This is a genomic window from Pseudomonas sp. Irchel 3A5 (genome assembly GCF_900187575.1).
GTDB classification, from domain to species: domain Bacteria; phylum Pseudomonadota; class Gammaproteobacteria; order Pseudomonadales; family Pseudomonadaceae; genus Aquipseudomonas; species Aquipseudomonas folii.
In genome coordinates, this window is record NZ_FYDU01000029.1 from 1 (window position 1) to 26710 (window position 26710).

At 55.3% G+C, this 26710-nt stretch carries 27 protein-coding genes and 1 pseudogene; 15 read left to right on the plus strand and 13 right to left on the minus strand.

The features are described 5' to 3' along the window. A partial coding sequence (locus CKW31_RS29730) for a transposase (protein ID WP_141230204.1) occupies positions 1 to 137 on the minus strand: 137 nt, incomplete at its 3' end. A 399-nt stretch (positions 138 to 536) separates the two neighbouring features. Continuing rightward, positions 537 to 1559 carry a Glu/Leu/Phe/Val dehydrogenase dimerization domain-containing protein gene (locus CKW31_RS29110; protein ID WP_095102596.1) on the minus strand — a complete coding sequence of 341 codons (1023 nt, stop codon included), beginning with the start codon at positions 1557 to 1559 and terminating at the stop codon, positions 537 to 539. A 334-nt stretch (positions 1560 to 1893) separates the two neighbouring features. Here CKW31_RS29110 and CKW31_RS29115 point away from each other — a divergent pair, with 334 nt between their 5' ends. Beyond that, the gene (locus CKW31_RS29115; protein ID WP_095102641.1) at positions 1894 to 2697 is read left to right on the plus strand and encodes a SirB1 family protein; all 804 of its coding nucleotides are present in this window, start codon (positions 1894 to 1896) and stop codon (positions 2695 to 2697) included. On the opposite strand, the gene CKW31_RS29120 is transcribed toward CKW31_RS29115, so the two are convergent. The 4 genes from CKW31_RS29120 to CKW31_RS29135 all read right to left on the minus strand — a co-directional run bounded on the left by CKW31_RS29120 (position 2694) and on the right by CKW31_RS29135 (position 8990). Continuing rightward, positions 2694 to 6023, minus strand: coding sequence for a dermonecrotic toxin domain-containing protein (locus tag CKW31_RS29120; RefSeq protein ID WP_095102598.1), 3330 nt, complete (start codon positions 6021 to 6023; stop codon positions 2694 to 2696). The genes CKW31_RS29115 and CKW31_RS29120 overlap by 4 nt on opposite strands. A gap of 467 nt (positions 6024 to 6490) precedes the next feature. Then, complete coding sequence (locus CKW31_RS29125) at positions 6491 to 7054, minus strand: hypothetical protein (RefSeq protein ID WP_095102600.1); 564 nt, start codon at positions 7052 to 7054, stop codon at positions 6491 to 6493. Positions 7055 to 7483: 429 nt separating this feature from the next. Further along, positions 7484 to 8395, minus strand: a complete 912-nt coding sequence (locus tag CKW31_RS29130) for an SDR family oxidoreductase (RefSeq protein ID WP_095102602.1) — start codon at positions 8393 to 8395, stop codon at positions 7484 to 7486. A gap of 139 nt (positions 8396 to 8534) precedes the next feature. Beyond that, a complete protein-coding gene (locus CKW31_RS29135; protein WP_095102605.1) occupies positions 8535 to 8990 on the minus strand; it encodes a flavodoxin in 456 nt (151 codons plus the stop codon). Between the two features lie 99 nt (positions 8991 to 9089). Here CKW31_RS29135 and CKW31_RS29140 point away from each other — a divergent pair, with 99 nt between their 5' ends. Further along, complete coding sequence (locus tag CKW31_RS29140) at positions 9090 to 9536, plus strand: PAS domain-containing protein (RefSeq protein ID WP_095102607.1); 447 nt, start codon at positions 9090 to 9092, stop codon at positions 9534 to 9536. 69 nt (positions 9537 to 9605) lie between these two features. After that, complete coding sequence (locus CKW31_RS29145; RefSeq protein ID WP_095102609.1) at positions 9606 to 10214, plus strand: hypothetical protein; 609 nt, start codon at positions 9606 to 9608, stop codon at positions 10212 to 10214. A gap of 9 nt (positions 10215 to 10223) precedes the next feature. Here CKW31_RS29145 and CKW31_RS29150 read toward each other — a convergent pair whose 3' ends face one another. Next, positions 10224 to 11174, minus strand: coding sequence for a MerR family transcriptional regulator (locus CKW31_RS29150; protein WP_095102611.1), 951 nt, complete (start codon positions 11172 to 11174; stop codon positions 10224 to 10226). 237 nt (positions 11175 to 11411) lie between these two features. Between CKW31_RS29150 and CKW31_RS29155 the strand changes: the two genes are divergently transcribed. The 5 genes from CKW31_RS29155 (at position 11412) to CKW31_RS29175 (ending at position 14208) form a co-directional block, all read left to right on the plus strand. Further along, positions 11412 to 11981 (plus strand): antibiotic biosynthesis monooxygenase, encoded by a 570-nt coding sequence (locus tag CKW31_RS29155; RefSeq protein WP_095102613.1) that lies wholly within the window; start codon positions 11412 to 11414, stop codon positions 11979 to 11981. Between the two features lie 114 nt (positions 11982 to 12095). Further along, positions 12096 to 12785 (plus strand): dihydromonapterin reductase, encoded by a 690-nt coding sequence (gene folM / locus CKW31_RS29160; protein ID WP_095102615.1) that lies wholly within the window; start codon positions 12096 to 12098, stop codon positions 12783 to 12785. Next, on the plus strand, positions 12786 to 13532 hold the full coding sequence (locus CKW31_RS29165; RefSeq protein WP_095102617.1) for a hypothetical protein: 747 nt from the start codon (positions 12786 to 12788) through the stop codon (positions 13530 to 13532). A 45-nt stretch (positions 13533 to 13577) separates the two neighbouring features. Beyond that, positions 13578 to 13874 (plus strand): DUF1244 domain-containing protein, encoded by a 297-nt coding sequence (locus CKW31_RS29170; RefSeq protein WP_095102620.1) that lies wholly within the window; start codon positions 13578 to 13580, stop codon positions 13872 to 13874. Further along, entirely contained in the window at positions 13867 to 14208 is a 342-nt protein-coding gene (locus tag CKW31_RS29175; protein WP_095102623.1) for a HopJ type III effector protein, read from the plus strand. The genes CKW31_RS29170 and CKW31_RS29175 overlap by 8 nt, the downstream gene beginning before the upstream one ends. A 157-nt stretch (positions 14209 to 14365) precedes the next feature. Here CKW31_RS29175 and trxB read toward each other — a convergent pair whose 3' ends face one another. Beyond that, complete coding sequence (trxB, locus tag CKW31_RS29180; protein ID WP_027899562.1) at positions 14366 to 15328, minus strand: thioredoxin-disulfide reductase; 963 nt, start codon at positions 15326 to 15328, stop codon at positions 14366 to 14368. A 142-nt stretch (positions 15329 to 15470) separates the two neighbouring features. Then, positions 15471 to 16070, minus strand: a complete 600-nt coding sequence (locus tag CKW31_RS29185; RefSeq protein ID WP_027899561.1) for a peroxiredoxin — start codon at positions 16068 to 16070, stop codon at positions 15471 to 15473. 559 nt (positions 16071 to 16629) lie between these two features. Between CKW31_RS29185 and cysZ the strand changes: the two genes are divergently transcribed. From cysZ to CKW31_RS30195, 3 genes are all read left to right on the plus strand, one after another. Further along, positions 16630 to 17385, plus strand: a complete 756-nt coding sequence (gene cysZ, locus CKW31_RS29190; RefSeq protein WP_095102625.1) for a sulfate transporter CysZ — start codon at positions 16630 to 16632, stop codon at positions 17383 to 17385. Positions 17386 to 17733: 348 nt separating this feature from the next. Continuing rightward, positions 17734 to 18024: a hypothetical protein gene (locus tag CKW31_RS29195; RefSeq protein WP_095102627.1), complete on the plus strand. Its 291-nt coding sequence runs from the start codon at positions 17734 to 17736 to the stop codon at positions 18022 to 18024. An 11-nt stretch (positions 18025 to 18035) separates the two neighbouring features. After that, entirely contained in the window at positions 18036 to 18545 is a 510-nt protein-coding gene (locus CKW31_RS30195; protein ID WP_256582756.1) for a hypothetical protein, read from the plus strand. Between the two features lie 36 nt (positions 18546 to 18581). On the opposite strand, the gene CKW31_RS29205 is transcribed toward CKW31_RS30195, so the two are convergent. Then, positions 18582 to 19001, minus strand: coding sequence for a flagellar protein FlhE (locus tag CKW31_RS29205; RefSeq protein WP_095102629.1), 420 nt, complete (start codon positions 18999 to 19001; stop codon positions 18582 to 18584). Positions 19002 to 19349: 348 nt separating this feature from the next. Between CKW31_RS29205 and CKW31_RS29210 the strand changes: the two genes are divergently transcribed. Then, positions 19350 to 20543, plus strand: a complete 1194-nt coding sequence (locus CKW31_RS29210; protein WP_095102631.1) for a glycosyltransferase family 1 protein — start codon at positions 19350 to 19352, stop codon at positions 20541 to 20543. Here CKW31_RS29210 and CKW31_RS29215 read toward each other — a convergent pair. The 3 genes from CKW31_RS29215 to CKW31_RS29225 all read right to left on the minus strand — a co-directional run bounded on the left by CKW31_RS29215 (position 20540) and on the right by CKW31_RS29225 (position 23008). Continuing rightward, the gene (locus CKW31_RS29215; RefSeq protein ID WP_095102633.1) at positions 20540 to 21643 is read right to left on the minus strand and encodes an NADH:flavin oxidoreductase; all 1104 of its coding nucleotides are present in this window, start codon (positions 21641 to 21643) and stop codon (positions 20540 to 20542) included. The two genes, CKW31_RS29210 and CKW31_RS29215, sit on opposite strands and share 4 nt — an antisense overlap. Positions 21644 to 21920: 277 nt before the next feature. After that, the gene (locus CKW31_RS29220; RefSeq protein ID WP_095102635.1) at positions 21921 to 22403 is read right to left on the minus strand and encodes a glutathione peroxidase; all 483 of its coding nucleotides are present in this window, start codon (positions 22401 to 22403) and stop codon (positions 21921 to 21923) included. Between the two features lie 119 nt (positions 22404 to 22522). Continuing rightward, the gene (locus CKW31_RS29225) at positions 22523 to 23008 is read right to left on the minus strand and encodes a peptidylprolyl isomerase (RefSeq protein ID WP_027899554.1); all 486 of its coding nucleotides are present in this window, start codon (positions 23006 to 23008) and stop codon (positions 22523 to 22525) included. A 13-nt stretch (positions 23009 to 23021) separates the two neighbouring features. Here CKW31_RS29225 and CKW31_RS30530 point away from each other — a divergent pair. The 3 genes and pseudogenes from CKW31_RS30530 (at position 23022) to CKW31_RS29240 (ending at position 26484) form a co-directional block, all read left to right on the plus strand. Further along, positions 23022 to 23328: pseudogene (locus CKW31_RS30530) on the plus strand (DUF3565 domain-containing protein). 89 nt (positions 23329 to 23417) lie between these two features. Beyond that, complete coding sequence (gene pta, locus CKW31_RS29235; protein ID WP_095102637.1) at positions 23418 to 25508, plus strand: phosphate acetyltransferase; 2091 nt, start codon at positions 23418 to 23420, stop codon at positions 25506 to 25508. Positions 25509 to 25584: 76 nt separating this feature from the next. After that, positions 25585 to 26484, plus strand: coding sequence for an acyltransferase (locus tag CKW31_RS29240; RefSeq protein ID WP_095102639.1), 900 nt, complete (start codon positions 25585 to 25587; stop codon positions 26482 to 26484). Positions 26485 to 26710: the final 226 nt, after the last annotated feature.

Below are 26710 nucleotides of genomic sequence, written 5' to 3' on the forward strand. Positions count from 1 at the left end.
GCAGCAACCCAGCGACGTAACAAGCTAACGTCGATTGAGAAGTGTCGAGCGACCTTTCGATAGCCATCAACGTCATTCAGATAGGTCTGGACGGCTGTGTGTTTGAACTGCGCTGAATACTTACCCACGGAAAACACCCCAAAGTCTGACTAGGTGTCCAACTTTTGGGGTGCAGTTCATGACGTGGGACCGGCTTTAGCCGGGAAAGCAGCATTTCTGACGATAAAGACGCAGTGAATGTACCGGCCTCTTCCCGGCTGAAGCCGGTCCCAAGACATTGCACAAGTACTGAGATCACCCCTGTGGGAGCGGTGCTTGCCCGCGATTCAGGCGCTGCGGTGTACGAGTCAGAGCGCGTAATCGTTCATCGCGAGCAAGCTCGGCTCCTACAGGGATGCGGTCTTTGTTGGAGATTGACGTGGGACCGGCTTTAGCCGGGAAAGCAGCATTTCTGACGACACATTTTCAATGACTGTTGCGGCCTCTTCCCGGCTAAGGCAGGTGCCACGACAATGGAGCCCTCAAAATCCAACGACCTACTCCGCGTTCAACAACTGCTCCGCCAGCATGTCGGCAACCCGTGCAGGTGAACGCTTTTCGGCCTGAGCATGTGCATAAACCTCAGTCAATCGCTGGCCGATTCGCGACAGACAGGCAGTAATGGTGCTCGGGCTTTCACCCTGGTGTTGCAGAGCAACGTAAATAAGCCCACCAGAATTGATCACATAATCCGGCGCATACAGAATGCCGCGAGTCTCCAACTGATCAGCCACTTGCAGGCTAGTGAGCTGATTACTGGCCCCGCCAGCTACCGCAGCACAACGTAATTGTGCAACTGTCTGGCTATTGAACACGCCGCCAAGGCCACAGGGCGCAAGAATATCGCAGGGTGTACTGAGCAACGCTTCACACGCAATGGGGTGAGCACCGAATTGCTCCATGGCTAATTGCACTCGCCCCTGATCCAGATCACTGACCAACAGGTCTGCACCCGCGGCATGCAGTTGCTCGGCCAGCGCATAGCCGACATTCCCCAGCCCCTGTACGGCCACGCGCAAACCTTCCAGATTGTCGCTGCCCAACCGGGCCATTGCCGTGGTTCGAATGCCGGTAAAAACGCCCATGGCCGTGTGCGCAGATGGATCACCGGACTCACTGGTGCTGGTGACGTGTTGGGTATGTTGCGCAATGCAATCCATGTCGACGCTGGAGGTCCCGCTGTCCAGGGCGGTGATGTAACGCCCGTTGAGACTTTCAATAAAACGGCCGAACGATTCAAAGAGCGCCGCACGATTGGATAGACGTGCCGGACGCATGATCACGGCCTTCCCACCGCCCAACGGCAGACCGGCGAGCACGGCTTTGTAGCTCATGCTTCGGGCGAGGCGGATGGCATCTTCGATTGCGCTCTCTTCATCCGGGTAGGAAAGATAGCGACAGCCCCCCAGGGCCGGTCCTCTACGACAATTATCAATGGCGATGACTGCTTTCAGGCCGGTTTCCGGGTCGACGACCAGATGCAGCGACTCGACACGTGATGTATGCATGAGTGCGAACATCGACGGTGCTCCGGTATGTTTTTATGAACCGAGTATAGGCGTTTCGAAAAAAAAAGATGGACCGCTCGATCCATGGAATCTCCCATAGAAACTGCGCTGTTCTGAAGACCGGCCGGGCGGCGTTCCGTTTTAGCCGGGAGGACGTCGGGGCATTCGCTAAATACCCTTCGCCAGAAAATACCGCCCTCGCGGCTAAAGCCAGTGCTGCAAGGCGACATAAACGCTAGCAGGCAAACATGGAATGAAACACATCGCAGGGCTATTTGGCTCTGGACGAAAGACATCAGTGGGTCTAAAACAGGTCATGACTGCCAAGGTCTGCTCGGAGAGCGACATGACACCACGCCAACACTGCCTGGCTTGCCTGCAACGAACACCGTGCGATGTTTTCGAAGCGGCGCTGTGGATATCCGCCGAGCATGATCAGCAGTTCACGCCTGAATTGGCGCTCAACGCCATGGATGACCTGTTGCGCCAGATCAGAGCTGCTTTACCGGATTTACCCGGCGGCGAACTGGCGCAGCCATTGTTGCGACAACTCAACACGCTGGGCTTTGCTCAGGACGACTGGAATCCGCCTAAACCGCAATCGGCCTTACTGCATAAAGTTCTGGAGCGCCGTCGAGGCCAACCACTCGGTCTGGCACTGGTCGCCATCGAGTTGGCCAGACGTCTGGATATCAAACTTGAAGGCGTGAGCTTCCCTGGGCATTTTCTGCTGCGAGTACCGGGTGCCGACCATCTGTTGGATCCCTGTGGCGGCCGCAGGCTTTATCCCAAGGATTGTCGTGAATTGCTGGCGCGCCAGTTCGGGCCGGACATGCCACTGCGCGCCGAACACATGGCGCGAGCCACCGACGTCACGATGCTGCAACGCCTGTCGCGTAACCTGCGACACCTGCATCAGATCAACGATGATTTTCTGGCAGCCCTCAAAGACGCTAATCGAGTGATGGAACTGGGCCCGGCAACCACTGCTGATTACCTGGCCCGTGCCAGTTTGTATCGAACCCTGGAATGCCCGCAGGCCGAACGTTACGACCTGGAGCATGCATTGATGTTGAGTGATGACGCCGTTCAGCGCTTGAGACTCACCGAACGGTTGGGCCAGCTACCTCACGGAAGAGCAATTCATTAGGCAAAACCGGGATGTGATTTGGTCACCGCCCAGCGCAATGCTCTTAGCCCAAGGCCCGCACTTGATTGGGCAAGGTCTTTAGCACCAGAGGCACCGAGTAACAACCCGACAACGCCCCAGACATAATAGGGAGTTGCGGCCGCCCGATCCCCGTCAAGATATGCCAGGTATCCCCGGGCAAGGTTAATGGAAGTATTGAGCAACCCCCAGGCCAGCGCAGCAGGCGGGAATGGAAGCAGCAGGATCGTGCCAGTCCATTTGATCAGTGTGTAAAGGTTTTCAGCGAAGCTCTCGGCTTTGCTGAGTGACTGCTCATCAACGTCCTGAATCATGCGTTCGATCATGGCGTCATGCAGAGTCTGCAAGTCGCGCACCTTGCCATCTGTATCAATGGTCAGCGACTTCAGTGCCAGCTGTGGATTTCTCACCAGCTCCGAAAAGAGCGTGCCAATACTCGGCTGATTTTTATAACTGACGCGATTGTAATAATAGGCATCCATGCCCGGCGAACTCAGGGTAGAAATAAAAACCCCATAGTTTCTGAAGCGAATGCCGTCGGGCGCTTGAGGGGTATAGATCAGATTGTAATCTGCCAGATCGGTGCCGTTGTTTTTGAAAACGAATACACCCTCGATCAAGCGGCCGTTAAGGTACAACTCGTTGATCGAACTATTGTTCGCGCCCTGCTTGCCATCCCGTGAACTGTCAGGGTGATCAGGATAGAGCGTGGACAGCAAGTTTATAGCCCACTGATACTGCGCCTCGGTGAATCCATTCTCCAGGTAGGTAATCACTATATCCCGACGCATTTCAAAGAAGTTTCGTTGAGCAAACAGCGCCCTCCTCTTGGCATAATCAGGATGCTGCCGGTCGCCGTAGTCCTCCTTGAGTATCTCGATGTATCGCTCGCCCAGTGGTGCGGCAAGCACTTCTTTTATGACCGGCATGGACAGCTCGGAAAGGTCTTGCCCCGTAGAGGAGTACATGGGCGCGTGCTCATCCAGGCTGTAGATAAAATCATTCATGAGCAACTGAGTCAGGGAGACCAGATCCGTGTGAGGGCCAAAGTCAGGTTGAGGCCTTCGAGTGCGGCTGTGTAAATCGAAATAAACCGTGTCGGTATTGACGATCAGATCGACACCCTTTCTTTTCAGGATATTCGAGATATAGATCTCTCCCGAGAGTCGGGCGAAATGACGATAAGAGATGAGCTGCATACTGTCTTTATAGCTTTTTTGCAGAAAATCGATTCGTGCTTCGCACAACGACAACTGTCGGCGATATTTATAAGTCGACGTGTTCCGGTCGCCTCCGACAACCCGTGGTAACTCGGCGAGTTGATAATCGATTTTTGTGGCTATCAAGGCGGACATACTGGCTTGAAAGTTCAAGTCCTGCCCTGCACCCCCACGTACATCTTCTTCATTCCACCGGGTAGGCTTCTGACTGACAGCTTGCATGAACGCCGCCATGGCATCTCGAGAAGCTGGCGCGGATTGCGCTATCAGGTACTCCCTGCCACTTGGCGTCGCCGACCATTGCGCCACCTCATGGTACAGATGACGCCAACTGCCAAACTCGAACATATCGCGCCCGCCAGGCGCACCGGGGGCATAAAGCACAAAGTGTTGATCAGCGCTGGTTTCTTCGCTGAACACAATGACATCGCGCAACTTATTGCCAACCCCTCCGACTTCCAGCGCTCCGGTTTTGCGTGTAGCACCCGGCTCCTGACGATCAGCCCGCAACGCCCAGACCAGCTCCACGCCCTTGTCCGAAATATGGTGCTGAAGTTTTGCTGCCCAGGTACTCAGCGCCAACGCACTGTCGCGTTGATGCAACAGCGCCCGCAGGGTGTCAGGTTGACGGTAACGAGCCTCAAGCTCTTGCCGGTATCGATGTCGCAAGTCCAGATCAGCAACCAGCTCTTTGACAAACTCAAAGGTAAACTCCGGATGATGACTACCTTGAGGCAGTTCCAGACGGGCGTCAGCTTCGGCAGCAATCAACGGCAGGCCGTTCAGCGCATAGTCAAACAGCGACTTTCGATAGACGGGACTCAAGTCGCCTGCTGGGGAAGACCACCGATCTTTCAATACAATGAATACTTTCCGGGTATCCACGCGGTAACCCAGATGCTGCCGGATATAGTGATCAATTTTCAGTAATGCATAGCCCTCCAGCGATTCCAGCCCGGCAAACAACTGGCTGGCAGTTTGGGCACGACTACGGTATTCGCTATCGAATACTTCGTAGTCGGTTCGTTCATTATCACTGGTGTGTTTCAACCAGTGTGGGGTGCTCAGGGTTTGCAGGCGCTGCATATGTGAGTGAAAACTCTGGCGCCGCGCCTCATCGAGGGAGGCGAAAGTCTGAGACGTGTTCACAGTGTTCAGAAAACTCGAAGCACTTTTGCCACGGGGACTCTTCAGCAGAAAGCGAAGATCCTCCACTTGCTTGACCCGCAAGGCCTTGACCAGATTGTTTACCAAAGAATCAGAAGTCGGGCTGTACTGAACTTCAATGTCAGAGACCTCCGAAAACAGCTCGGCCTGGGACAGTAAAAGGTCTTCAAGCAAGACGCGACGCGCTGTTGAATCGGAGAATCGTTCGCCTAGCTTTTCGCTGAGCGATGAAAGCGAATCGAATTTTTCTACGCCATACCTGGCAGTCAGCAAGAACACCGGCCCTTGGTTACTTGCCGGACTCAGCGTGTCGCCAGCTTTAGACTCCAGGCTGATCACGAAAGCAGTGTGCAACATAGCAGGCACGTGGCCGGGCTTGATCAACGAAACCCGGTGCAGGCCTTCGGCTTTAGGACTGTTAAGTACCCAGTCCAGCCGTTTTTTTTCCTCTTCGTCCAGATCGCCATTAAGGTGACTGACTTCCATCTCACTGAGGAACGCTTTGCCCTGCAGAGAAGCCCAAAGCTTTTGACGGGTAATAAGCTGCCCCGGCGAATACGGATCTTTTATACCCTGCGACCAGAACTCATCCAGCAGATCGAGATAGTAGTCAGACAGACGCTCACTGGTGTAAGTGAATATCGCCTTCAGTCCCTCTCCATCGGTGTGCCTTGCCAGAAACGCTTCATCCACAGTGTCGTGGCGGGTATAGAGCGCGACGAGATCACTGCCAGATGCATCCACGCCATCAATCAGCGTTTGAATCATCCCGTCGGGGAGGGAGATCGAACGCAACAACGAACCGTCCGTGGTTCGCTGATTGAGGAACAGGATGTCAGGGTTGTAATCGACTCCGGCCCTGAGCAGCGCTTTGCCTATGAGTGTTCGCGCCGCTTGACGCAAGTTCGGCAAAGACAACATTAATTCGGCTGCCTGGGCTGAGGCCTCACACAACCGGGCCAGAGGCAAGGATGGTTGCGAAGAGGAAGAAACAGGACTTGAGGACAAGAAACGAGATGCAACAGAAAGATCATTCATGGTACCGCTCCAATAAAGCGGTCACGTCCAAAAGGCATCCAGCCAGATGAAAGAACACGTGAACCGCCAGACACGTTCATGAGACGCGTCCGATGGACCTGTTTCGCGGTATCTATTACTACCTGCAAGGACAGAAATTGACGGGAAACACGCGTTAGCCTGACAGACGTTTTACCAGTGGCGGTAGGAAGTCCCTCCAGCGACCATTGCGCTTACTGCAACACTCCATATCTCAAACCACTCTTTTTTAGAACCCCGCCAGTCACTATCATCCTGCCCACGTTGATTTTGAAGCTCCTGGATCTGCGTAATATTTAGCCGCTGCCCGTGCAGCGGCTTTTTTTTCGTTATTACCTGATGGGTTTCAGCGCTTGTTGCTTAGGGATCTCGCCTGCATCCTCACGGCGCTTGCGAGTGACGCTGTCGTAGCTGTCTCCCGTTGCACCGAATTCCTGCAAACACTTCATGACGTGCACAGCCCGAACGTAATCGGGCAGTAATAAAGTCGCGTATTTATCGCCTTTAATAGCCTTCTCCTTCATTTCGCCAATCTGGGTAACGAAAAACTCCAACACGTTTATTTCTTCTTCAGGATTGGAAGGATTACCGTCTTTGTCGAAATCCAGTGCAGCGCGACCTAACAAATCCGCAGTCAGATTATCAATCAACCCAAATGAGTAAAGCTGCTTGCCTACTTTATCGAGACCAGAAGAGCTGATACTTTCCGGATTAAACCCTTTAAACATGGGCTTTAGTTTGCCCAGCTCCATCTTTGTCGTATTAAGCGCCGTACGATTTTCGCCTATTTCGTTAAGCATTCTATCGACTTCAGCGGCGCGATGCCTGACGGCGGGCTGAGCCGGTAATGGTTTAATAGTTAGCGGCGGAAGTTCTGGAATATACCATCGGCTCATGATCATGCTCCTGCAATAAAAGGTCCTGTATCGAGGAGCATATCGGTGCCTCACAAGCAGACTTTATAGGGGATGGGCTGCAGATTTAAAATCCAGAGAGGTACTACATATGAAGTGGAAAAATCTTACGCAGCATCAATATATTTCAGACAACTATTAATAACATGAAAAATATTACCATTGTAAGTTATGATTCTTTTACCCCATAACAACATCACTTCAATAATGGATTAGAAACGCGGACCTGGTAGGAGCCAACTTGTTGGCGAAGCGTAATTTCTCACGATGCAGGCCCGACGTCTCGCCAACAAGTTGGCTCCTACAGGGTCACCCGTTTCCTTAACGAAAGCGAGGTGTCAGGCACATCGGGGCAGCTCGTACAGATCAATTGCTACGCAAGAGCGACCATCGCCACTCAATTAGCAGCACTCACACCGCATATTTCTGCACATGAGCCATCATTTCTTTAAGCGCTTCCATGTTGTCCTGCGGATGGACTGCTTCATTGAAGTCACTGATAACTTGCCATTGAGCTGCAACGTCCTCCGGGCTGAAGCCGGCACGGGGATCGAAGCCCGCACCAAGACTGCGTTCCCAGCGAACCTTGCCAATCCAGCCGCCACCCACTTCGAATAAACCTGCGGTGTCCTGACACGCTTCGCTGCCCAGATACACCACCAATGGGCTGACCAGTTCCGGCTTGAGCAACTCGAACACATCAGGCGGGAGCAGCCCTTCGGTCATTCGGGTTCCGCCCGTGGGAGCGATGGCGTTGACCAATATGTTGTTTTTGCGCCCTTCCAGCGCCAAGGTGCGAGTCAGCCCATACAGGCCCAACTTGGCCATCGCGTAATTGGACTGGCCGAAGTTGCCGTAAATACCGGAAGTGGATGAGGTGAAAATCACCCTGCCGTAATTCTGTTCACGCAGGTGCGGCCAGGCGGCATGCGTCACTTTGTAGGCGCCTTCGACATGTACCCGGTAAACAAGGTCCCAATCGGCGTCATCCATCTTCGCGAAGGACTTGTCACGCAAGATGCCAGCGTTGTTCACCAGCACATCAATACGTCCAAAAGCATCCAGAGCGTTCTGGACGATTTTGTCGCCGTCGGTGACGGAGTCATGGTTGGCGACAGCGATACCGCCCGCCTCGCGAATTTCGGCGACAACACGGTCGGCTGCGGAAGCATTGGCACCCTCGCCGTGCGCCGAGCCGCCAAGGTCGTTGACCACCACCCGCGCACCGTGGCGCGCGAACAACAGCGCATGGGCACGGCCAAGGCCACCGCCAGCCCCGGTGACGATGACTACCTTGTCTTCAAAGCGTATGGCATGACTCATGATCGACTCCGGCAAAGGATTTCAAGAGTCCAGTGTCATCCACCCATGCGGCAGTCACAATCAACACAATCGATGCTGAATAGTGCGCGATAACGAAGCGGGATGATTTAGAGCGCGGCCATCAGTCCCACACGCGGTGTCAGGCGCGCAACCGCTCGATGAACGTCCCCAGCCAGGGTTCGGCGTCGGTTTCCGGGGTGACGCTTTCACTGCCGTCCAGACGCAGCATGTCCTGGACCTCATTCACACCCAGCTCGGCAAACAGTTCACGAATCAGCTCGCCACCGCCACAGAAGGTGTCGCCATAGCTGGCGTCGCCCAATGCGATCACTGCGCCTGGCAGTCCGCGCCAGGCTGCTGGCAAGACATCGCGAATCTGCGAATAAATAGCCTGAATGTTATCGGGCAGCTCGCCCATGCCGGTGGTCGATGTCACACCGAGTAGCGCTTGCGGCTCAAAGGCCTGAAGCTCGGCCAGCGTCACGCGAGGGTTGTGCAAGACCTCGAAACCGGCGTCACGCAGGATCTGCCCCGCATGCCGAGCGACTTCTTCAGCCGATCCGTAGACCGACCCGGAAATAATGGCGACTTTCATGAATCATCCTGTAGCAACGTAAAAAACGTTTGGCATTATGCCCCAAGTGGCCTCATGACCTAGAATGCGGACTTTGCTTCTTCGCTCCGGATACATTTCATGATCAACGCAAAACTGCTGCAGCTGGTAGTTGACGCCTCCAACGACGGCATCGTCGTCGCCGAGCAGGAAGGTGAGGACAATATCCTCATTTATGCCAACAAGGCATTCGAAGCCCTGACGGGCTATGCAGTCGACGACATCCTGTATCAGGATTGCCGTTTTCTACAGGGCGATGACCGTCAGCAGGCGGCACTGGACCTGATTCGCGAAGCGTTGATCAACAAACAGCCGTGCCGCCAGATCGTCCGTAATTACCATAAGGATGGCAGCCTGTTCTGGAATGAACTGTCGATCACGCCCGTGTTCAATGAAGCTGATCAACTGACTTATTTCATAGGCATCCAGAAAAATGTCACGCAGCAGATCGAAGCCGAACAGCGAGTGCTGCAGCTGGAAGCGGAGCTGAAATTGGCACGCGAAGAAATAGCTTCATTGAAAAGTTGACGAATGGATGTAACAAAACGTTGAATTAACGGTCTGCTTCCTCAATAACGGGTTCCTTCGAGCTCCATCATGCCCCACGAAACGCTACTCACTCAGGCTGAGCTGGATTTCATCCAGAGCATGCAGCACAACCCCAAGCTGAACGTGCGCGATGCGACACGCAGCCTGACTGTGAACGGCGGAAGGCAAATTCAGGATTTGCTGACTCGCCTGGCAGCTCATGAACAAGTCACTATTCAGGCGCAGTTCGATAACCAGCAGATGACGTTCCCGCTGCATCTGGTGGAAGACGAATTCCACGCACTGCACCTGGAGCTGGGCGCACCTTCTATCTTTGAGGAAGGACCGCGCATACGTCCATGGCGTCTGACGCTGCCGGAACCCGTTGCGCTGGAGACCGAGAAAGGCACACAGACCGCGCTGTGGGTGCATGAAATTTCGTTCAAAGGTGTGCTGCTGGAACATCGCAAGACCACACGGCCACCCAAGATCTTCAATGCCTGGTTCGTTCCGGTGGGGCACGCTCCGATTTCGATGCGGGGCACTTTCGAGCGCCTTACCGAGTCAGGGTTGGCAGCTTACCGGTTGAGCGACCGGAACAAGGAAGACACTGAGCGTCTGCGTCAGTACATCCTGCAACAGCATCGCAAGATGTACCCCACGATGCACCGCGGATAAGCCTCACCCTCAGCTATCAAGACGCCCCTTCAGAAACAATTGCAGCCCGCGCTGCATGGAACGCCCTTCGCTGCCGATGCAGGCAACCGGCGAACCGTCCAGCGCTTCGTGGGCCAGATCTGCCCCTTCGCCCGCCAATAGCAGCGGACAATCCAGCGCCAGAGCGAGACGCTTCAAACGACGAGAAAAGTCCGGGGCTGGCGGATGATTGCTGTAGAGCACCACTGCCACGGGTTCCACTTTGCCGCACACCAGCGTCAGTTCTTCCAGCGGCTGACCCAGGGCCAGCACTTGAATGTCCAGATCAGGGCTGCCAATCAACAGTCCGGCAACCCACAGCTCCAGTTCCCGGCACTGCTCAGGCACAGCGGCGAGAATCACTTTATGCGCTGCCGACCCACGAGCGAACTGCAAGCGCTGCGAGGTTCGTGCACGCAGGAAACTGTCCAGAAACAGCCACTCACTGGCCTGCCCGAACTGATCATGGTGCAGCAGCAACTCTCGCCAGACCGGCAGAAAAATGTCCTCGAACACCACCGTCATCGGATAGGTTGAGAAGACCCGGCCATAGAGCTGCTCAAGGCGCGCCTCATCAAACGTCCCCACGGCCTGCTTTATCTGCTGCTGCAATTGAGCCCAGTCGCCGGGCAACACATCGCTATCGAGTGCCGATGCCTGTAGCCGGACGTCATTGGTCTTCTCCAGAATCTTGCCGACTTTGCTCACCGCAACACCGCGCTCGATCCAGCCAAGGATGCTGCGCACTTCGTCTATATCGGCCTGTGAGTACAGACGATGGCCGCTTTCGGTACGGGTTGGCTGAATCAAACCATAGCGCCGTTCCCAGGCACGCAAGGTGACCGGGTTGATGCCCGTGATACGGGACACTTCGCGAATGGGGAAGAGTTCTTCTTGCTTGAGGCCGACGGAGGACTCCAGGCCAATAGCGGATTCAGTCATGACGAGTATCGCTTGAAAACAATCGGCGCATTGTACGCCTGCACCGGGCTTATTTTGCAAAAACACGACCCGATACGGCTATTCGTCAGGGAATTACCGATGCCCTATAGCTTATTCAAGGATTTCAGGAATAATCCTTGCTTGCTTAAACAGCGAAGCTGACGCCGCCCACCACCCCGGAGCTGCGCCATGTGACTTCCTTACCCGGGAATCTCACTCGTTTATCGGAGATACATAATGTCTACCACCCCCGTCACCTTGCTGGTCGCGCGCCGCGTCGCCCATGGGCGCTATCAGGAACTGATCGCCTGGCTGCATGAAGGCGAAAGACTGGCTACCGATTTTCCCGGCTATCTGGGCTCAGGCGTGCTCGCTCCGCCACCCGGAGACGACGAATTCCAGATTATTTTCCGATTTACCAACGCTGAAACCATGCACGCCTGGGAGCATTCCGCCTCCCGAAGCTCCTGGTTGGTGCGTGGCAGCGGCCTGTTCGCACAGCCATCCGAACACCGCGTCAGTGGTATTGATGGCTGGTTCGGCGCTGTCGGCCAACGCCCGCCACGCTGGAAACAGGCTGTAGCGATCTGGCTGGCGTTCTTTCCGGTTTCGTTGCTGTTCAACTTCGTGCTCGGCCCGCTGCTCAATGACTGGCAGTTGGTCCCGCGCATCATGGTCAGCACCATGATCCTCACGCCGCTGATGGTCTTCTGGTTCATCCCGCTGTCGACCCATTTACTGGCAGGCTGGCTGAACCCGGCACCTGCAACCAACCGACCGGGCACTGAGTCGGTGCGCAGCAACTGAAGCACACTGACCCGGTGCTGAGCTGCCGGGTCCTGAATGCCCCCACCGCAACAAACTTCGGTATGCTATGCGCTATCGTGACGACATCACTGAACGCATACCAAACAGTCGCTAATGAATAATCCAATTCTGATCACCGGGGCCAGTCAGCGGGTCGGGCTTGAACTGGCTATCGAACTGGCCAAAGCGGGCCATTTCGTAGTCAACGCCAGCCGCAACATTGCTCACACCCCTGAATACCCGAATATTGTCTCCTTTCAGACGGACCTGCTGCTCGCAGAGGATCGGACTGCACTTGTCAGCTATCTGAAAGCCAATTACGCCGGCCTTCGAGCGGTGATTCATAACGCCTCGCTGTGGCTCGACGACGGCGTCGACAACCTGAACACCATGTTCAAACTCCACGTGGAAGCGCCCTATCACTTGAATCATGAGCTGGCGCCACTGCTGGCCAAGAGCGAGAAGTCGGACATCATCCATATCTGCGACGAAACCTCAACGCGAGGCAGTAAAAGCCATATCGCCTATGCGGCAACCAAAGCTGCGCTGCAGAACATGGTGCTGTCGTTCGCCGAAAAGCTCGCGCCTGATATTCGGGTCAACGCTATCTTGCCTGGCTTGCTGATCCTCAAGGAAAACAGCGACGAGGCTTATCGCAGCCAGACACTTAAAAAAGCCCTGCTTGAGTTCGAACCAGGCTCCAGGCCTTTGATCGATGCGGTGTTCTATCTGCTCAATACGCAATACAGCACTGGAAGCAGCGTGGTCGTTAACGGCGGCCGGCATTTAAAAAAAGGAGGTTGAATGATCGATTCAAAAAAAGTGATCTACTTGCCCAAGTGGATCAAAATCAGCGTCATATCCGCTCTCGCCGTTTGTCTGGTCGCGTCCATTTACATATCACTGTCCTTCGTGGGCGTACCTGATCACAGCGACTGGATCCTGCTGTCGCTTTCCATCGCTCAGCTAGCGGCGACGGCGCTGGTTATCTCTCTGGTGCTGATCTTTGGCGAACGTGAAGCCAACCTGCAGTTTTTGATGAACAAGACAGAATCCCTGCTGAGGGTTCAGTTGCCGAAGATGCTGCGGCGTGTAGAAGACTCTGCCGGTAATAAAGCTGAAGTGACGGTCTCGGAGATCAATAATATCTTCGGCGCCAACTACATTCTCAAGACGCCGAACACACAGATGAAAATGTGGGTCGGTTTCAATGTCGACCGCATCATCATTGCTTACTTCATTCCGAACATTGCGCACACGCCGCCAGTAAAAGATATTTTCCAATACACCTTTGGCGGCGCGGAATCGGTGGGTTACAAGGTCAACTTTGAAGAAGCCACGTCACTGGATAGCGGTGAGGAAGTGCTGTCGATCTGGTGCACATGGCCTGCCATTCAGGACAGCTCGCAGCTGTCCACCGAGTTGCTGAGCAACCCTGAAAAAAAGCTGTTCATCATTCAGGACATTGCGATGATGACCCAGTCGTTTATCCGGACTGCCGAGCGCAACGCCGTGCCGTTGCTGACCCAGTGTGATCCGGGACCTCTATGATCATGCGGGTAATTCTCGCCATACATTCAACGCTGCAGGAATAACATGACTGATCAAGAACGCCTTGAACTCGAAGCCGCCGCTTTCCGCAGGCTGGTCGCGCACCTGGACAGCCGCAAGGATGTTCAGAACATCGATTTGATGAACCTGTCCGGCTTCTGCCGTAACTGTCTGTCCAAGTGGTACAAGGCAGCAGCCGACGAGAAGCACATTGAGGTCAGCCTCGATGAAGCTCGCGAAGTGGTTTACGGCATGCCGTACAGCGAGTGGAAAGCCCAATACCAGAAAGAAGCAAACGTCGAGCAGCAAGCCGCGTTTGCCAAGGAAACCAAGCATGACTGATCTGAATACGCTGCGCGCCAGCCTTGAAAGTGGCGAACATCTTTTCGCCGACACGCTGGCATTCATCGCCGCTGGCTATGATTATCAGCCACAGGCGTTTACCAACGGCGACGTGGAAAACGCTGCGGGCCAGAACGAAGGCTCGTGCAAGACATTGGGCCTAGCGCTGCTGGAAGGCCTGAGCGACGAACAGGCGCTATTGGCTTTTGGCGAACATTACCGTTCGGTTGTAGCTACACCAGAAGGCAGCGACCACGGCAATATCCGTGCACTGATCGCTAATGGATTGGCAGGCGTGAAGTTCGCGGGCGAGCCGCTTAAGCGCAAGTCCTGATCGACACACATTTTTGTAGGAGCTGCCGAAGGCTGCGATCACGGACCGACAGGGACACCGTCTCGCAGCCTTCGGCAGCTCCTACAGATAAATACGCCACACCAATTAAAAATAAAAAACCGGCCAAGGCCGGTTTTTTATTTCAAAGCAATCGCTATCAGAACGAAGCGTTCGCCAGACCGTCCAGATATCGCTCGGTATCCAGTGCCGCCATGCAGCCTGCGCCTGCCGAGGTGATGGCTTGACGATAAACGTGGTCAGCCACGTCGCCTGCCGCAAAAACCCCCTCAACGCTGGTCGCAGTGGCGTTGCCTTCACGGCCGCCCTGCACAACCATGTAGCCGTCTTTCAACGCCAGTTGGCCTTCGAACAGCGAGGTATTAGGCGTGTGGCCGATAGCGATGAACACACCGTCCACTTTCAGCTCGGAGGTGCTGCCGTCGTTGTTTTTCAAACGTGCGCCCGTCACGCCCATGTTATCGCCCAGCACTTCGTCCAGTGTGGCGTTCAGCTTGAGTTCGATCTTGCCTTCGGCAACCCGCGCATGCAGCTTGTCGATCAGGATCTTTTCGGCGCGGAACGTCTCGCGACGGTGAACCAGAGTCACTTTGCTGGCGATGTTGGCCAGATACAGCGCTTCTTCAACGGCGGTGTTACCACCGCCGACAACCGCCACTTCACGGTTACGGTAGAAGAAACCGTCACAGGTTGCACAGGCCGAAACGCCTTTGCCCATGAACGCTTCTTCAGATGGCAGGCCCAGGTAGCGAGCGCTGGCACCGGTAGCAATGATCAACGCATCGCAGGTGTAGGTGCCGCTGTCGCCTTTCAGGCTGAACGGCTTGCCAGCCAGGTCTACGGCATTGATGTGGTCGAAGACGATTTCAGTCTCGAAACGCTCGGCGTGCTCACGCATACGCTCCATCAACACAGGGCCGGTCAGACCGTGCGGGTCACCTGGCCAGTTATCAACCTCGGTGGTGGTGGTCAATTGACCGCCAGCCTGCATGCCGGTGATCAGCAAAGGCTTCAGATTCGCACGCGCGGCATACACCGCAGCGCTGTAACCGGCAGGGCCAGAGCCGAGAATGATTACCCGGGAATGACGTACATCAGACATGACAGACTCCTATCGACCGACCATTGACGCCGTGGTCGTACCGGCTGGAATAAAAAGGATCACCGATAAGCACTTGGGGAAGGCTCAATAACACGGCAATCCTGAAAAATGTTGAAGCTGCGACCGAAGCCGCAGCGACGTGTTACAGGCTAGTAGCGTTTTCGGCCAGGTAATCAGCAACGCCTTTTGCGTCAGCCTTCATACCTTTTTGACCCGGACGCCAGCCCGCTGGGCAAACTTCGCCGTGTTCTTCGGTGAACTGCAGCGCTTCAACCAGACGGATCATGTCTTCAACATCACGACCCAATGGCAGGTTGTTCACCACCTGGTGTTGAACAACGCCTTCACGGTCGATCAGGAACGAGGCACGCAGTGCTACGCCTGCATCATGCTCGATGCCGTAAGCGCGGGTGATTTCGTGCTTCACGTCGGCAACCATGGTGAACTCGACTTCGCCGATGCCGCCCTTCTCTACCGGGGTGCTGCGCCATGCGTAGTGAGTGAACTGCGAGTCGATGGAAACACCCACCACTTCAACACCCAGCTCGCGGAATTTAGCGATGCGGTTGTTATGGGCGATGATTTCCGAAGGGCAAACGAAGGTGAAATCCAGAGGCCAGAAAAACAGCACAACGTATTTGCCACGCAGCGAAGACAGTTTGAAGCTGTCAACGATGGAGCCGTCGCCCAGCACTGCTGCTGAATCGAAATCCGGTGCCTGTTTGTTTACCAGTACGCTCATGATGTCTCCTTGGAGGATCAAATTTGAAAGGGATAGGTTGAGAAATTGATGGCCAGCCTATCGGGGCTGCAAAGATTAAGGAAATATCGTTTCACAATCCACCTCATAGGCAATCCCTATTCCGATAAGTCCTTGATTCAAGCCGCTGGGCGGATTTTACGCTCATGGGTTTATTACTGCGAATGTCCCTGTCACCAGGACGCTTCGTTTCCGTAGGATCACCCCAGTCTCCATGGCTCCAACCAAACATAGAACTGTAGGAGCGCACGAGCAGCGCGAGGCCGCGATAGCGGTGTATCAGACAGACCGCCATCGCTGCCTCGCGGTGCTCGTGAGCTCCTACAGAAAAAGCATTTAAATTCATTTGGTTTCATATTTGACGAGAGCTGACGAAGGCTACGAAAGCACCAAGCCTGAAACACCGCCAATCGCAGCCTTCGGCAGCTCCTACAAATCACTCTACTGCGCGGTGTAAGGGGCAGGAGATGAACCCAGGTCGCTTTCACCCGCCAGGCAAAGCCGGTAAGGTCGGCGGGTTTTCCGTCATTTGGAGGCTGCCATGCCTGCTCCCGCTCTCTCGGGCCCGCAATACCTGCGCGAAGGCCTGAAACTGGTGCTCAGCCCAGGCTTGCGTCTTTTTGTGCTGCTGCCGCTGACCATCAATCTGTTGCTGTTCGGTGGCCTGATCTACCTCGCCATGCATCAGTTCGGCATGTGGGTCGATACGCTCATGCCTGAGCTGCCAGGATGGCTGAGCTTCCTCAGCTACATCCTCTGGCCACTGTTCGTCGCCTTGGTGATATTCATGGTGTTCTTCACCTTCACCATGCTCGCCAATATCATCGCCGCGCCATTTAATGGCTTCCTCGCGGAAAAGGTGGAAGTGGTCGTACGCGGCACTGATGACTTTCCACCCTTCAGCTGGGGTGAACTGATTGCCATGGTGCCGCGCACCTTTGGCCGGGAAATGCGCAAGCTGGGCTACTTCCTGCCTCGCGCCCTCGCCCTGTTCATTCTGTCGTTCATCCCGGTAGTCAACCTGATTGCCGCACCGTTGTGGCTACTGTTCGGGGTCTGGATGATGGCGATCCAGTACATCGACTATCCGGCAGACAACCACAAGCTGGGCTGGAACGAAATGCTCGCCTGGCTGCGCGCCAAACGCTGGCAGAGCCTGAGCTTCGGCGGCATCGTTTATGTCGCGCTACTGATTCCGGTGGTCAACATCCTGATGATGCCGGCGGCTGTCGCTGGCGCGACTTTATTCTGGGTCAGGGAACGGGGTGAAGAAGCGTTACTGACGCACAAATCCTGAAACTAATAAAAAGGCCCTTGATTGGGCCTTTTTTATTATCGCCACAAGAAGTCAAGCTGAACCAAACTTATCGGTAATCAATATAAAAAGAAACATCCCACACATCTATCCAACACATCCTACACACCAAAAACGCCGTTAAAACTTGCCCGGCAAACCATTGCCTTTTAATGGCAAACTCCTGCCGACGCCCTACAAAACTCTTTCTGTAGGAAGTTTACGTAGGAGCATAATTCCGTTTTCCATCTCGCCCTTTTTCATTAGCTTTTATCACTGCTCTATTTCCTACACGAAAGAATCTGGCACTCCTGTTGCTATGACAGTTATAAAACAAGGAGTGAGCAAAACATGGAAATCAAGGCAAATCCCGTCCACCCCAATGCTGCAACCGCGCCGAAGAAAAACGCACAGGCAGACTCCTCAGGGTTCGCGAAAATCCTGAATAACATGACCCAATCAAAACCCGCTCAAAAAATCGAAGCACAGCCCGCCGCATTGTGTCGCCAGATCAAACCGCGCTCGCACTTGCAACTGACCAGCCTCAACCCAGTCAGCGCTCCGCCCAAGGCCAAGCCTGCGGCACTGGAGACAATTGGTGAGTCGCGGATTTTACCTTTAGTTTTATCGACTACGCGCTGAGGGCGGCAGACATGACGATTTTGGTCAACAAAGACATCAAGGCTCCGCTCCCCTCCACCGCGTGTTCCGCGGTAAACAAAGGCGCAGCCATCCAAGGGAACACGGTTTCAACTCCTTTTGGCAAGGTGCTGGAGGCACAAATAAATTGCTATAAACCGGATAGACGCCCAGAAGGTCGAGTGTTATCAAATCTGGAGATCAGAGAAGACATCATGAAAGAAGCGAGATTGTCGCCTGGAGATGCATCCAGACTTGCGCACAGCTATACCTTCAACTCGTTGACGATGTCGCTCATTGATGTCACGGACAGAGACAACATCCGATATTCAGGAAACGGTGAATTGATCACCGCAGAGTCAACAGCTTACTTTACAAAGACCATGCAGGCGGCTCAGCGCGAACGTACGGAGATTTACAGGTCAGAAATGGAAAAAGGAACGTCTCCTGTTAGTATTTTGGAGAAAATACTCAGGTTCAATGACTCACTGCCACCAAGATTTCTTGATATGTGTGCTTGGTAAATAGAGGCCGCCCCTGCACGGGGCGGCCTCTATTACTCACCAGTCAACAGTGATATGCCCCACCTGACCTGCGACAGGAGTTGGCCCAGAGGGGGAAAGTTTCAGTTCAAAGTAGAATGGCTGCTTCGCCAAGAACCCATGGAACATTCTGGTAGATGACCTTCGAACTCTAGAGACATCAATACACTGGTCAGACGCCTGACAAAGTTGAACCTGTAATCCTCTAGGCCAACCTTGAACATTCCAGTTCCAACTAACGTTTTTTATTGTCTGCCCTTCCCTCACTGTGTTCGGGACAGGTACACGAGCAACATATACGTACCCTCTGGAGTGCAACACTGGCAAATTTACCGACGAACTATAACTACCTGCCATGGCACTTTGAGAGCCTAGCAAGGTTGAAAATATGATTACTGCAGACGCGATGATACCGCTCAACTTTTTAAAGTTTTTCATTTTTCTTCCTGAAATAAAGTAACGAGACTGCCGCTTCTTCGAGATGAAGACACCCAGCCCCGAGGGATTCAAACCACCTGACTAACCAGTCAGTGAGTTGATGATCCCGACGTTACCCAGAAAGAAAACTGCATCAACACTACATATATATCGAGCCATAGGCTTTCAATGAAAACTTACTATCGGCTGACGAAAACTTTCCTCTCCCACCCCACCCAACTAAATGTCTTTACTGATCATTCAACTTACTATTAACTTGCTCCGCGCTCACCTCTCTCACAGCTCCCGTCACAAATCCATCACTCCGCCGCCACATAACCGAAATCATTGCGGCCGACACTGGCTGTCATGAGCCAACTTCTTCACATCACATTGATTACCGAAACCTTCGCCCCCGAAATTAATGGCGTTGCCAATACCCTGGGCCGTTTGTGCGATGGGTTGCGGCTGCGCGGGCATCGGGTGGAGCTGGTGCGACCTCGTCAAGCCGGCGATGTCGGGCTGGCTGCCGATGATTTGATGCTGTGCCGCGGCTGGCCGATTCCGGGATATCCGGGGTTGCAATGGGGGCAGTCGTCGATGCACAAGCTGTTGCGCCGTTGGCAGCGACAGCGTCCGGATGTGCTGTACATCGCCACTGAGGGGCCGTTAGGGCTTTCTGCCTTGAGGGCGGCGCGACGTCTGGGGATTACCGTGATCAGCGGTTTCCACACCAACTTTGCGCAGTACACCCAGCAATACGGTATGGGCTTCATGAACCGCTTGCTGACTCATTACCTGCGCTGGTTCCACAACCGCTCCAAGATCACGCTGGTACCCAGTGTCAGTCAGAAAATAGCGCTTGAAAGACGGGGCTTCGAACGTATCGAGCTCTTGTCACGCGGGGTCGACAGCGCGCTGTTTCACCCTTCGAAACGCTCACAGCCACTGCGCGAAAGCTGGGGGCTGAACACCGGTGATATCGCCGTGCTGCATGTCGGAAGACTCGCGGCGGAAAAGAACCTTTGCCTGCTCAAGTCGACTTTCGACGCGCTGCTCAGCAAATATCCGCAACGTCAATTGAAGCTGGTGATCGTGGGCGACGGTCCGCAACGCGCAGCACTGCAACAGCAACTTCCGGACGCTATTTTCTGCGGCACCCAGCGCGGTGAAACTCTGGCTGAACACTACGCCTCCGGGGATGTGTTTTTGTTCCCGAGCCTGACCGAGACCTTCGGTAACGTTGTGCTGGAAGCGCTGGCGTCGGGGCTGGGTGTCGTGGCTTATGACGAAGCAGCGGCAGGGCAGCATATTCGCCAGGGCCATAACGGCGCACTGGCCATGCCGGGCGATGAAGCCGCTTTCATTGATGCAGCCTGCTGGTTGCTGGAGGACAGCGAGACCTTGCGTCGCGTGCGCCTCAATGCGCGGCAGCACGCCAGTCGCCAGGGTTGGGGGGCAATCATTGATCTGTTCGAGCGCAAAATGCTCAGCGCCTGCCCGACACCAGAAACAGCGAAGCCTGAACCGGTTCGTGGTGCCGAGCTGAAGCTCAAACGCTAGACCAGCGTGGTCAGCGCGTCGCGACTGAAGGGCAGGATGTCCTGCTCGCGGCCTTCGCGGACTTTCACGGCCCAATCCGGATCCACCAGCAACGCACGTCCGACGGCGACCAGATCAAACTCTTCATCGCCAAGACGCTTGAGCAGGTTCTCCAGGCTGGCGGGCTGAGCGATCTTGTCGGTGTTGACCATGAACTGCAGGAACTCGCCGTCCAGTCCCACACTGCCTACAGTGATGGTCGGTTTGCCGGTGAGTTTCCGCGTCCAGCCGGCCAGATTGAGGTCCGAGCCTTCGAACTCCGGCTCCCAGAAACGCCGCGTCGAGCAGTGGAAAATATCCACTCCAGCGTCAGACAACGGTTTGAGAAACTCGCCAAGCGCCTCAGGGGTTTGCACCAGGCGCGCGCTGTAATCCTGCTGCTTCCACTGTGAAAAACGAAAGATGATCGGGTAATCAGGGCCGACCGCTGCGCGTACGGCCTTAATCAATTCGATAGCGAAGCGCGATCTGTTGGCCAGGCTGCCGCCGTACTCGTCGTCACGTTGATTACTGCCCTCCCAGAAGAACTGATCGACCAGGTAGCCATGGGCGCCATGGATTTCTACACCGTCCATGCCGATGGTTTGAGCGTCCCTGGCAGCTTGAGCAAACGCGGCAATGACTTCATCAATGTCCTGCTTGCTCATGCCGTGAACAACGACTTGCCCATCCTTGAGTTTTTCCATCGGACCGTAGGCCGGGACGCTGGCATCCGGCTCTGTTCCAAGACGGCGCACCGCGCCAACATGCCATAACTGCGGGACGATCTTGCCGCCCTCGGCATGCACCGCTTCGACGACTTTCTTCCAGCCTGCCAAGGGTGCGTCACCGAAGAATTGGGGTACGTTCGGATAACCGTTGGAGGCTTTGTGATTGACGGTAGTGCCTTCAGTGATGATCAGGCCGACACCCGCTGCAGCGCGGCGACGGTAGTACTCGATAACTTTCGAATTGGGCACATGACCGGGCGAGAAGGAGCGGGTCATGGGTGCCATGACCACGCGTGACGACAGCTCGAGGCTGCCCAGGTGGAAAGGCTTGAACAGGGCTTTGACCGGCATGCGACGCTCCTTGGGGTCATTTCGAATCATCAAGGATAGGGCGGGGTTTCAGGCAGGTGACAGCACTATTGATTTGGGTGATCTAGATTGAGAAGCAACTCGGAGGATGTAGACCATCCACCTGTCCTGTAGGAGCGCACGGAGATTACGACGGCCGCGAAGCGGTGTATCAGGCAAACCCGCTATCGCTGCCTCGCGGTGTTCGTGATCGCATAGAGGCGATGCACGTCAGGAGGAATGCTTTCGCAGCCTTCGGCAGCTCCTACAAGGTATTAAATCAGCTCAGCGCTTTTTCAATCGCCACAATCACTGCCGGATCATCCGGCGCTGTACGGGGTGAGAACCGTGCCAGGACTGCGCCGTTCTTGCCAACCAGAAACTTTTCAAAGTTCCAGGTGATATCGCCGGGAAACTCGGCGCCTTCACCGGCCAGCAAGCGGTACAGCTGATGACGATCCTGCCCGTTGACGTCGAGCTTGGTGCTCAACGGAAAGGTCACGCCATAGTTGAGGCTGCAGAACGCCTGGATTTCCTGCTCGGTGCCTGGCTCCTGTCCTGCAAACTGGTTGCACGGCAGACCCAGCACGCTGAAGCCCTGATCCTTGTATTTCTGATAGAGACTTTCGAGCGCCGCGTACTGAGGCGTCAGCCCGCACTTTGAAGCGACATTGACGACCAGAACGACTCGCCCCTTGAAGGTCGCCAGCGACAACTCCTGACCATCCAGATCCTTCAATTTAATGTCGTGAAACGCACTCATGACCCACTCCCCCTCAAATCCCGCGGACAAAAAAGGCGCCTGCCAGACTGCTTGAACCAAGTTGTTCGCGCAGAACCTGCCTCGGCGCCTTTTCAGCTACCTGAGCTTAGCAGCTCAAATCAATGGTGGTGACCACCTTCGCCATGCACGTGACCGTGGGCGATTTCTTCCTGGCTGGCATCACGAATATCAACGATCTTGACTTCGAAGTTCAAGCGCTGACCGGCCAACGGGTGGTTGCCGTCAACGGTAACGTCGTCGCCGTCCAGGTCGCGGATAGTCACGATCTGCATGCTGCCGTCCGGGCCGGAAGCGTGGAACTGCATACCCACTTCCAGTTCGTCGACACCTTCGAACATGCTGCGGCTCAGGGTGCTGACCAGTTCAGCGGAGTATTCGCCGTAGGCGTCTTCCGGCTCGATAGCGACTTTCAGTTCGTCACCGACGTTCTTGCCGTCCAGAGCCTTTTCCAGGCCAGGGATGATGTTGCCTGCGCCTTGCAGGTAAACCAGCGGCGCGCCGCCAGCGGAACTGTCGATGACCTCACCAGCGTCATTGGTCAGGGTATAGTCAATAGAGACAGCCTTATTGGCGGCGATCGGCATGGGTCAAGACCTTTTGCTTAAGATTGAAGAACGAGCAAGTTTAACCAAGCCATCGCTCGAAAGCGAACGCAACGCGGACAGACGCAGACAGACGGATCATATTGGATAACGTGACGGTCATAGATTTCCGGCAGGACGATGAGGGCCATTGGGTGGTCATACTCTCGTGCGGACATACCCAGCACCTGCGTCATCAACCCCCTTGGCAATCGCGTGCCTGGGTACTTGATCCGCAACAACGGCTGCAAAAAATAGGTAAAGGCTTTCGCTGTGGCTGGTGTGCGCAGCCCTCGGATAACGATAACCTTAGCCCCCTCTGAGACGCTGCGATTCGACGGCGCCCTGTTTTCCGGTCAGTGGGCTGTTCATTGCCGCCATGACCCTTGTACTGCTCAAGCGAGAACCCTGAATGCAGACTTTCTTTATTGCCCCCACAGACTTTGGTGTGGGTCTGACATCCATCAGCCTTGGTCTGGTGCGCACCCTGGAGCGTGCCGGGCTGAAAGTCGGCTTCTTCAAACCCATCGCCCAGCCCCACCCCGGCGATCTGGGGCCGGAACGCTCTACCGAACTTGTTGCCCGCACTCACGGCCTCAACCCACCACGGCCACTGGCCCTGTCCCATGTTGAGCGGATGCTCGGCGATGGTCAGCTGGATGAGTTGCTGGAAGAAATCATTAACCTGTATCAACAGGCCGCAGTCGGCAAAGACGTATTGATTGTCGAAGGCATGGTGCCAACCCGACACGCCAGTTATGCGGCCCGGGTAAACCTGCACCTGGCCAAGAGTCTGGATGCCGATGTGATTCTGGTGTCCGCGCCGGAGAACGAAGTGCTGGCCGAACTCTCGGGCCGGGTCGAATTGCAGGCTCAATTGTTCGGCGGCCCTAAAGACCCGAAAGTCTTGGGGGTGATTCTCAATAAAGTCCGCACCGATGAAAGCATGGAGGCCTTCGCCGCACGGCTCAAAGACCATTCTCCGCTGTTGCGCAGTGGCGACTTCCGGTTGCTGGGCTGTATTCCCTATCAGGCCGAACTGAACGCGCCGCGTACCCGTGACGTGGCCGAACTGCTCGGCGCGCAGGTGATCAATGCCGGTGACTACGATCAGCGGCGCATGTCGAAAATCATTATCTGCGCCCGCACCGTGCTCAATACCGTGCAGTTGCTCAAACCGGGCGTGCTGGTGGTAACGCCCGGTGATCGTGACGACATCATTCTTGCCGTCAGCCTTGCTGCCATGAATGGTGTGCCATTGGCAGGCTTGCTGCTGACCAGCGACACCGTGCCGGACCCGCGCATCATGGAGCTGTGTCGCGGCGCTTTGCAGGCAGGCCTGCCGGTTCTGTCGGTCAGTACCGGCTCTTACGACACCGCCACGCAGCTCAATCAATTGAACAAGGAAATCCCTATTGATGACCGCGAGCGGGCCGAGATCATTACCGATTTCGTCGCCAGTCATCTGGACGCCAACTGGCTGCACCAACGCTGTGGGACTCCGCGAGAACTGCGCCTGTCGCCAGCGGTGTTCCGTTATCAGTTGATCCAGCGCGCTCAGGCCGCCAACAAACGTATCGTGTTGCCGGAAGGCAGCGAACCGTTGACCATTCAGGCTGCGGCAATCTGCCAGGCCCGGGGCATCGCCCGTTGCGTGCTGCTGGCCAAGCCGGAAGAAGTCCATTCGGTCGCCAAGGCACAGGGCATCGAACTCCCACCCGGCCTGGAGATTCTTGATCCCGATGTGATTCGCGAGCGTTACATCGCGCCCATGGTCGAGTTGCGTAAAAGCAAAAGCCTCAATGCGCCGATGGCTGAACAGCAACTGGAAGACACCGTGGTGATCGGCACCATGATGCTGGCGCTGGACGAGGTCGACGGGCTGGTTTCCGGGGTCATCCACTCCACCGCCAATACCATTCGCCCGGCCTTGCAACTGATCAAAACAGCACCCGGCTGCACGCTGGTGTCGTCAGTGTTTTTCATGCTGTTTCCTGACCAGGTGCTGGTCTATGGCGACTGCATCATGAACCCGCACCCAAGCGCCAGCGAACTGGCGGAAATCGCCCTGCAAAGTGCTGACTCCGCAGTGGCGTTCGGCATTACGCCACGGGTCGCGATGATCAGTTATTCCAGCGGCAACTCGGCCAGTGGCGAAGAAGTGGAAAAGGTTCGTGAAGCGACCCAACTCGCCCAGGAGACCCAACGCGATCTGTTGATCGACGGCCCGCTGCAATACGACGCCGCAGCCAATGAAAACGTCGCCCGACAACTGGCGCCCGACAGCTCAGTGGCCGGTCGCGCCAACGTGTTTGTGTTCCCTGATCTGAACACTGGCAACACTACCTACAAAGCCGTGCAGCGCAGCGCTGATTGCGTGAGCATCGGGCCAATGCTGCAAGGCCTGCGCAAGCCGGTAAACGACCTGCCACGGGGTGCACAGGTAGATGACATCGTTTATACCATCGCGTTGACGGCAATTCAGGCAGACACCCTTTCCTGACACACTGCTGCATCACACTCACGATTCTGTCGCCTGCCGGGACAGCATCCGAACTCTCTTCTGGAGCCCGTCCGGTATGGATTTTCTGCCTGCCCCATTGCGCGGTTTCATCGCCTCGCTGCTGTTGGCGCTCAACACCATTGTTTGTTGTACGCCGCTGTTCGTCGTTGCCATCTTCAAGCTGTGCCTGCCCTTCCCTGCCGCTCAGCGCGTGACGGACTGGCTGATGAGCCACATTCACGAAGCCTGGATCGCCAACAACAACCGCTGGATAAATCTGCTTGGGCATACCCGCTGGCATTTGAGCGGTCTGGAAGGACTGGATTACGAACACTCATATCTGGTCACCAGCAACCACCAGAGCTGGGTCGACATCATGGTGTTGCAATACGTCTTGAACCGCCGGATTCGCCCGCTGAAGTTCTTCCTCAAGCAGGAGTTGATCTGGGTGCCGGTGATCGGTCTGGCATGGTGGGCGTTGGGCTTCCCGTTTATGAAGCGTTACTCCAAAGCCTACTTGGCTAAACACCCGGAGAAGCAAGGCAAAGACCTGGCCACCACTCGACGCACCTGCGCCAAATTCCGCAATAACCCGGTGGGCATTTTCAACTTCGCTGAAGGTACCCGCTTCACCAGCGGCAAACATGCCGCACAGTCATCGCCGTTCCGCTATCTGCTCAAACCCAAGGCAGGCGGAATAGCGTTTGTACTGGATGCGATGGGTGAACAACTGGAGTCGATCATCAACGTGACGATTCATTATCCGCAAGGTCGGCCAGGTTACTGGGATCTGCTATGCGGCAATGTTCGGGAAGTGGTCGCGCATTTCGAAGAGATCAAGGTTCCGCAGCACTTCATTGGCAAGAACTACGATCAGGACGGCGAGTACCGCCTGGAATTCCAGCAGTGGATCAATAAGCTGTGGGAAGAGAAGGACCAGTTACTGGCGCGCTTGCATGCCGAGTATCCAGGCTGAAGCAACGCAGCTCCGACCAACCAAAATGCAATTACCTGATTTGGAGCGCTTTTCTGTAGATACCGTCTTGACCCTCATCGAGCAAGCGCGATGTCAGGGTCATAGGGTTTCCCCGACTTGAGCACTCCGTACACCAGATGCAACAGCTTGCGCATGGCCGCACATATGATTTCCTTCGGGGCCTTCCCGTTCGCCTTCATGCGTGTTTTGAGAGCCATAAGGACCG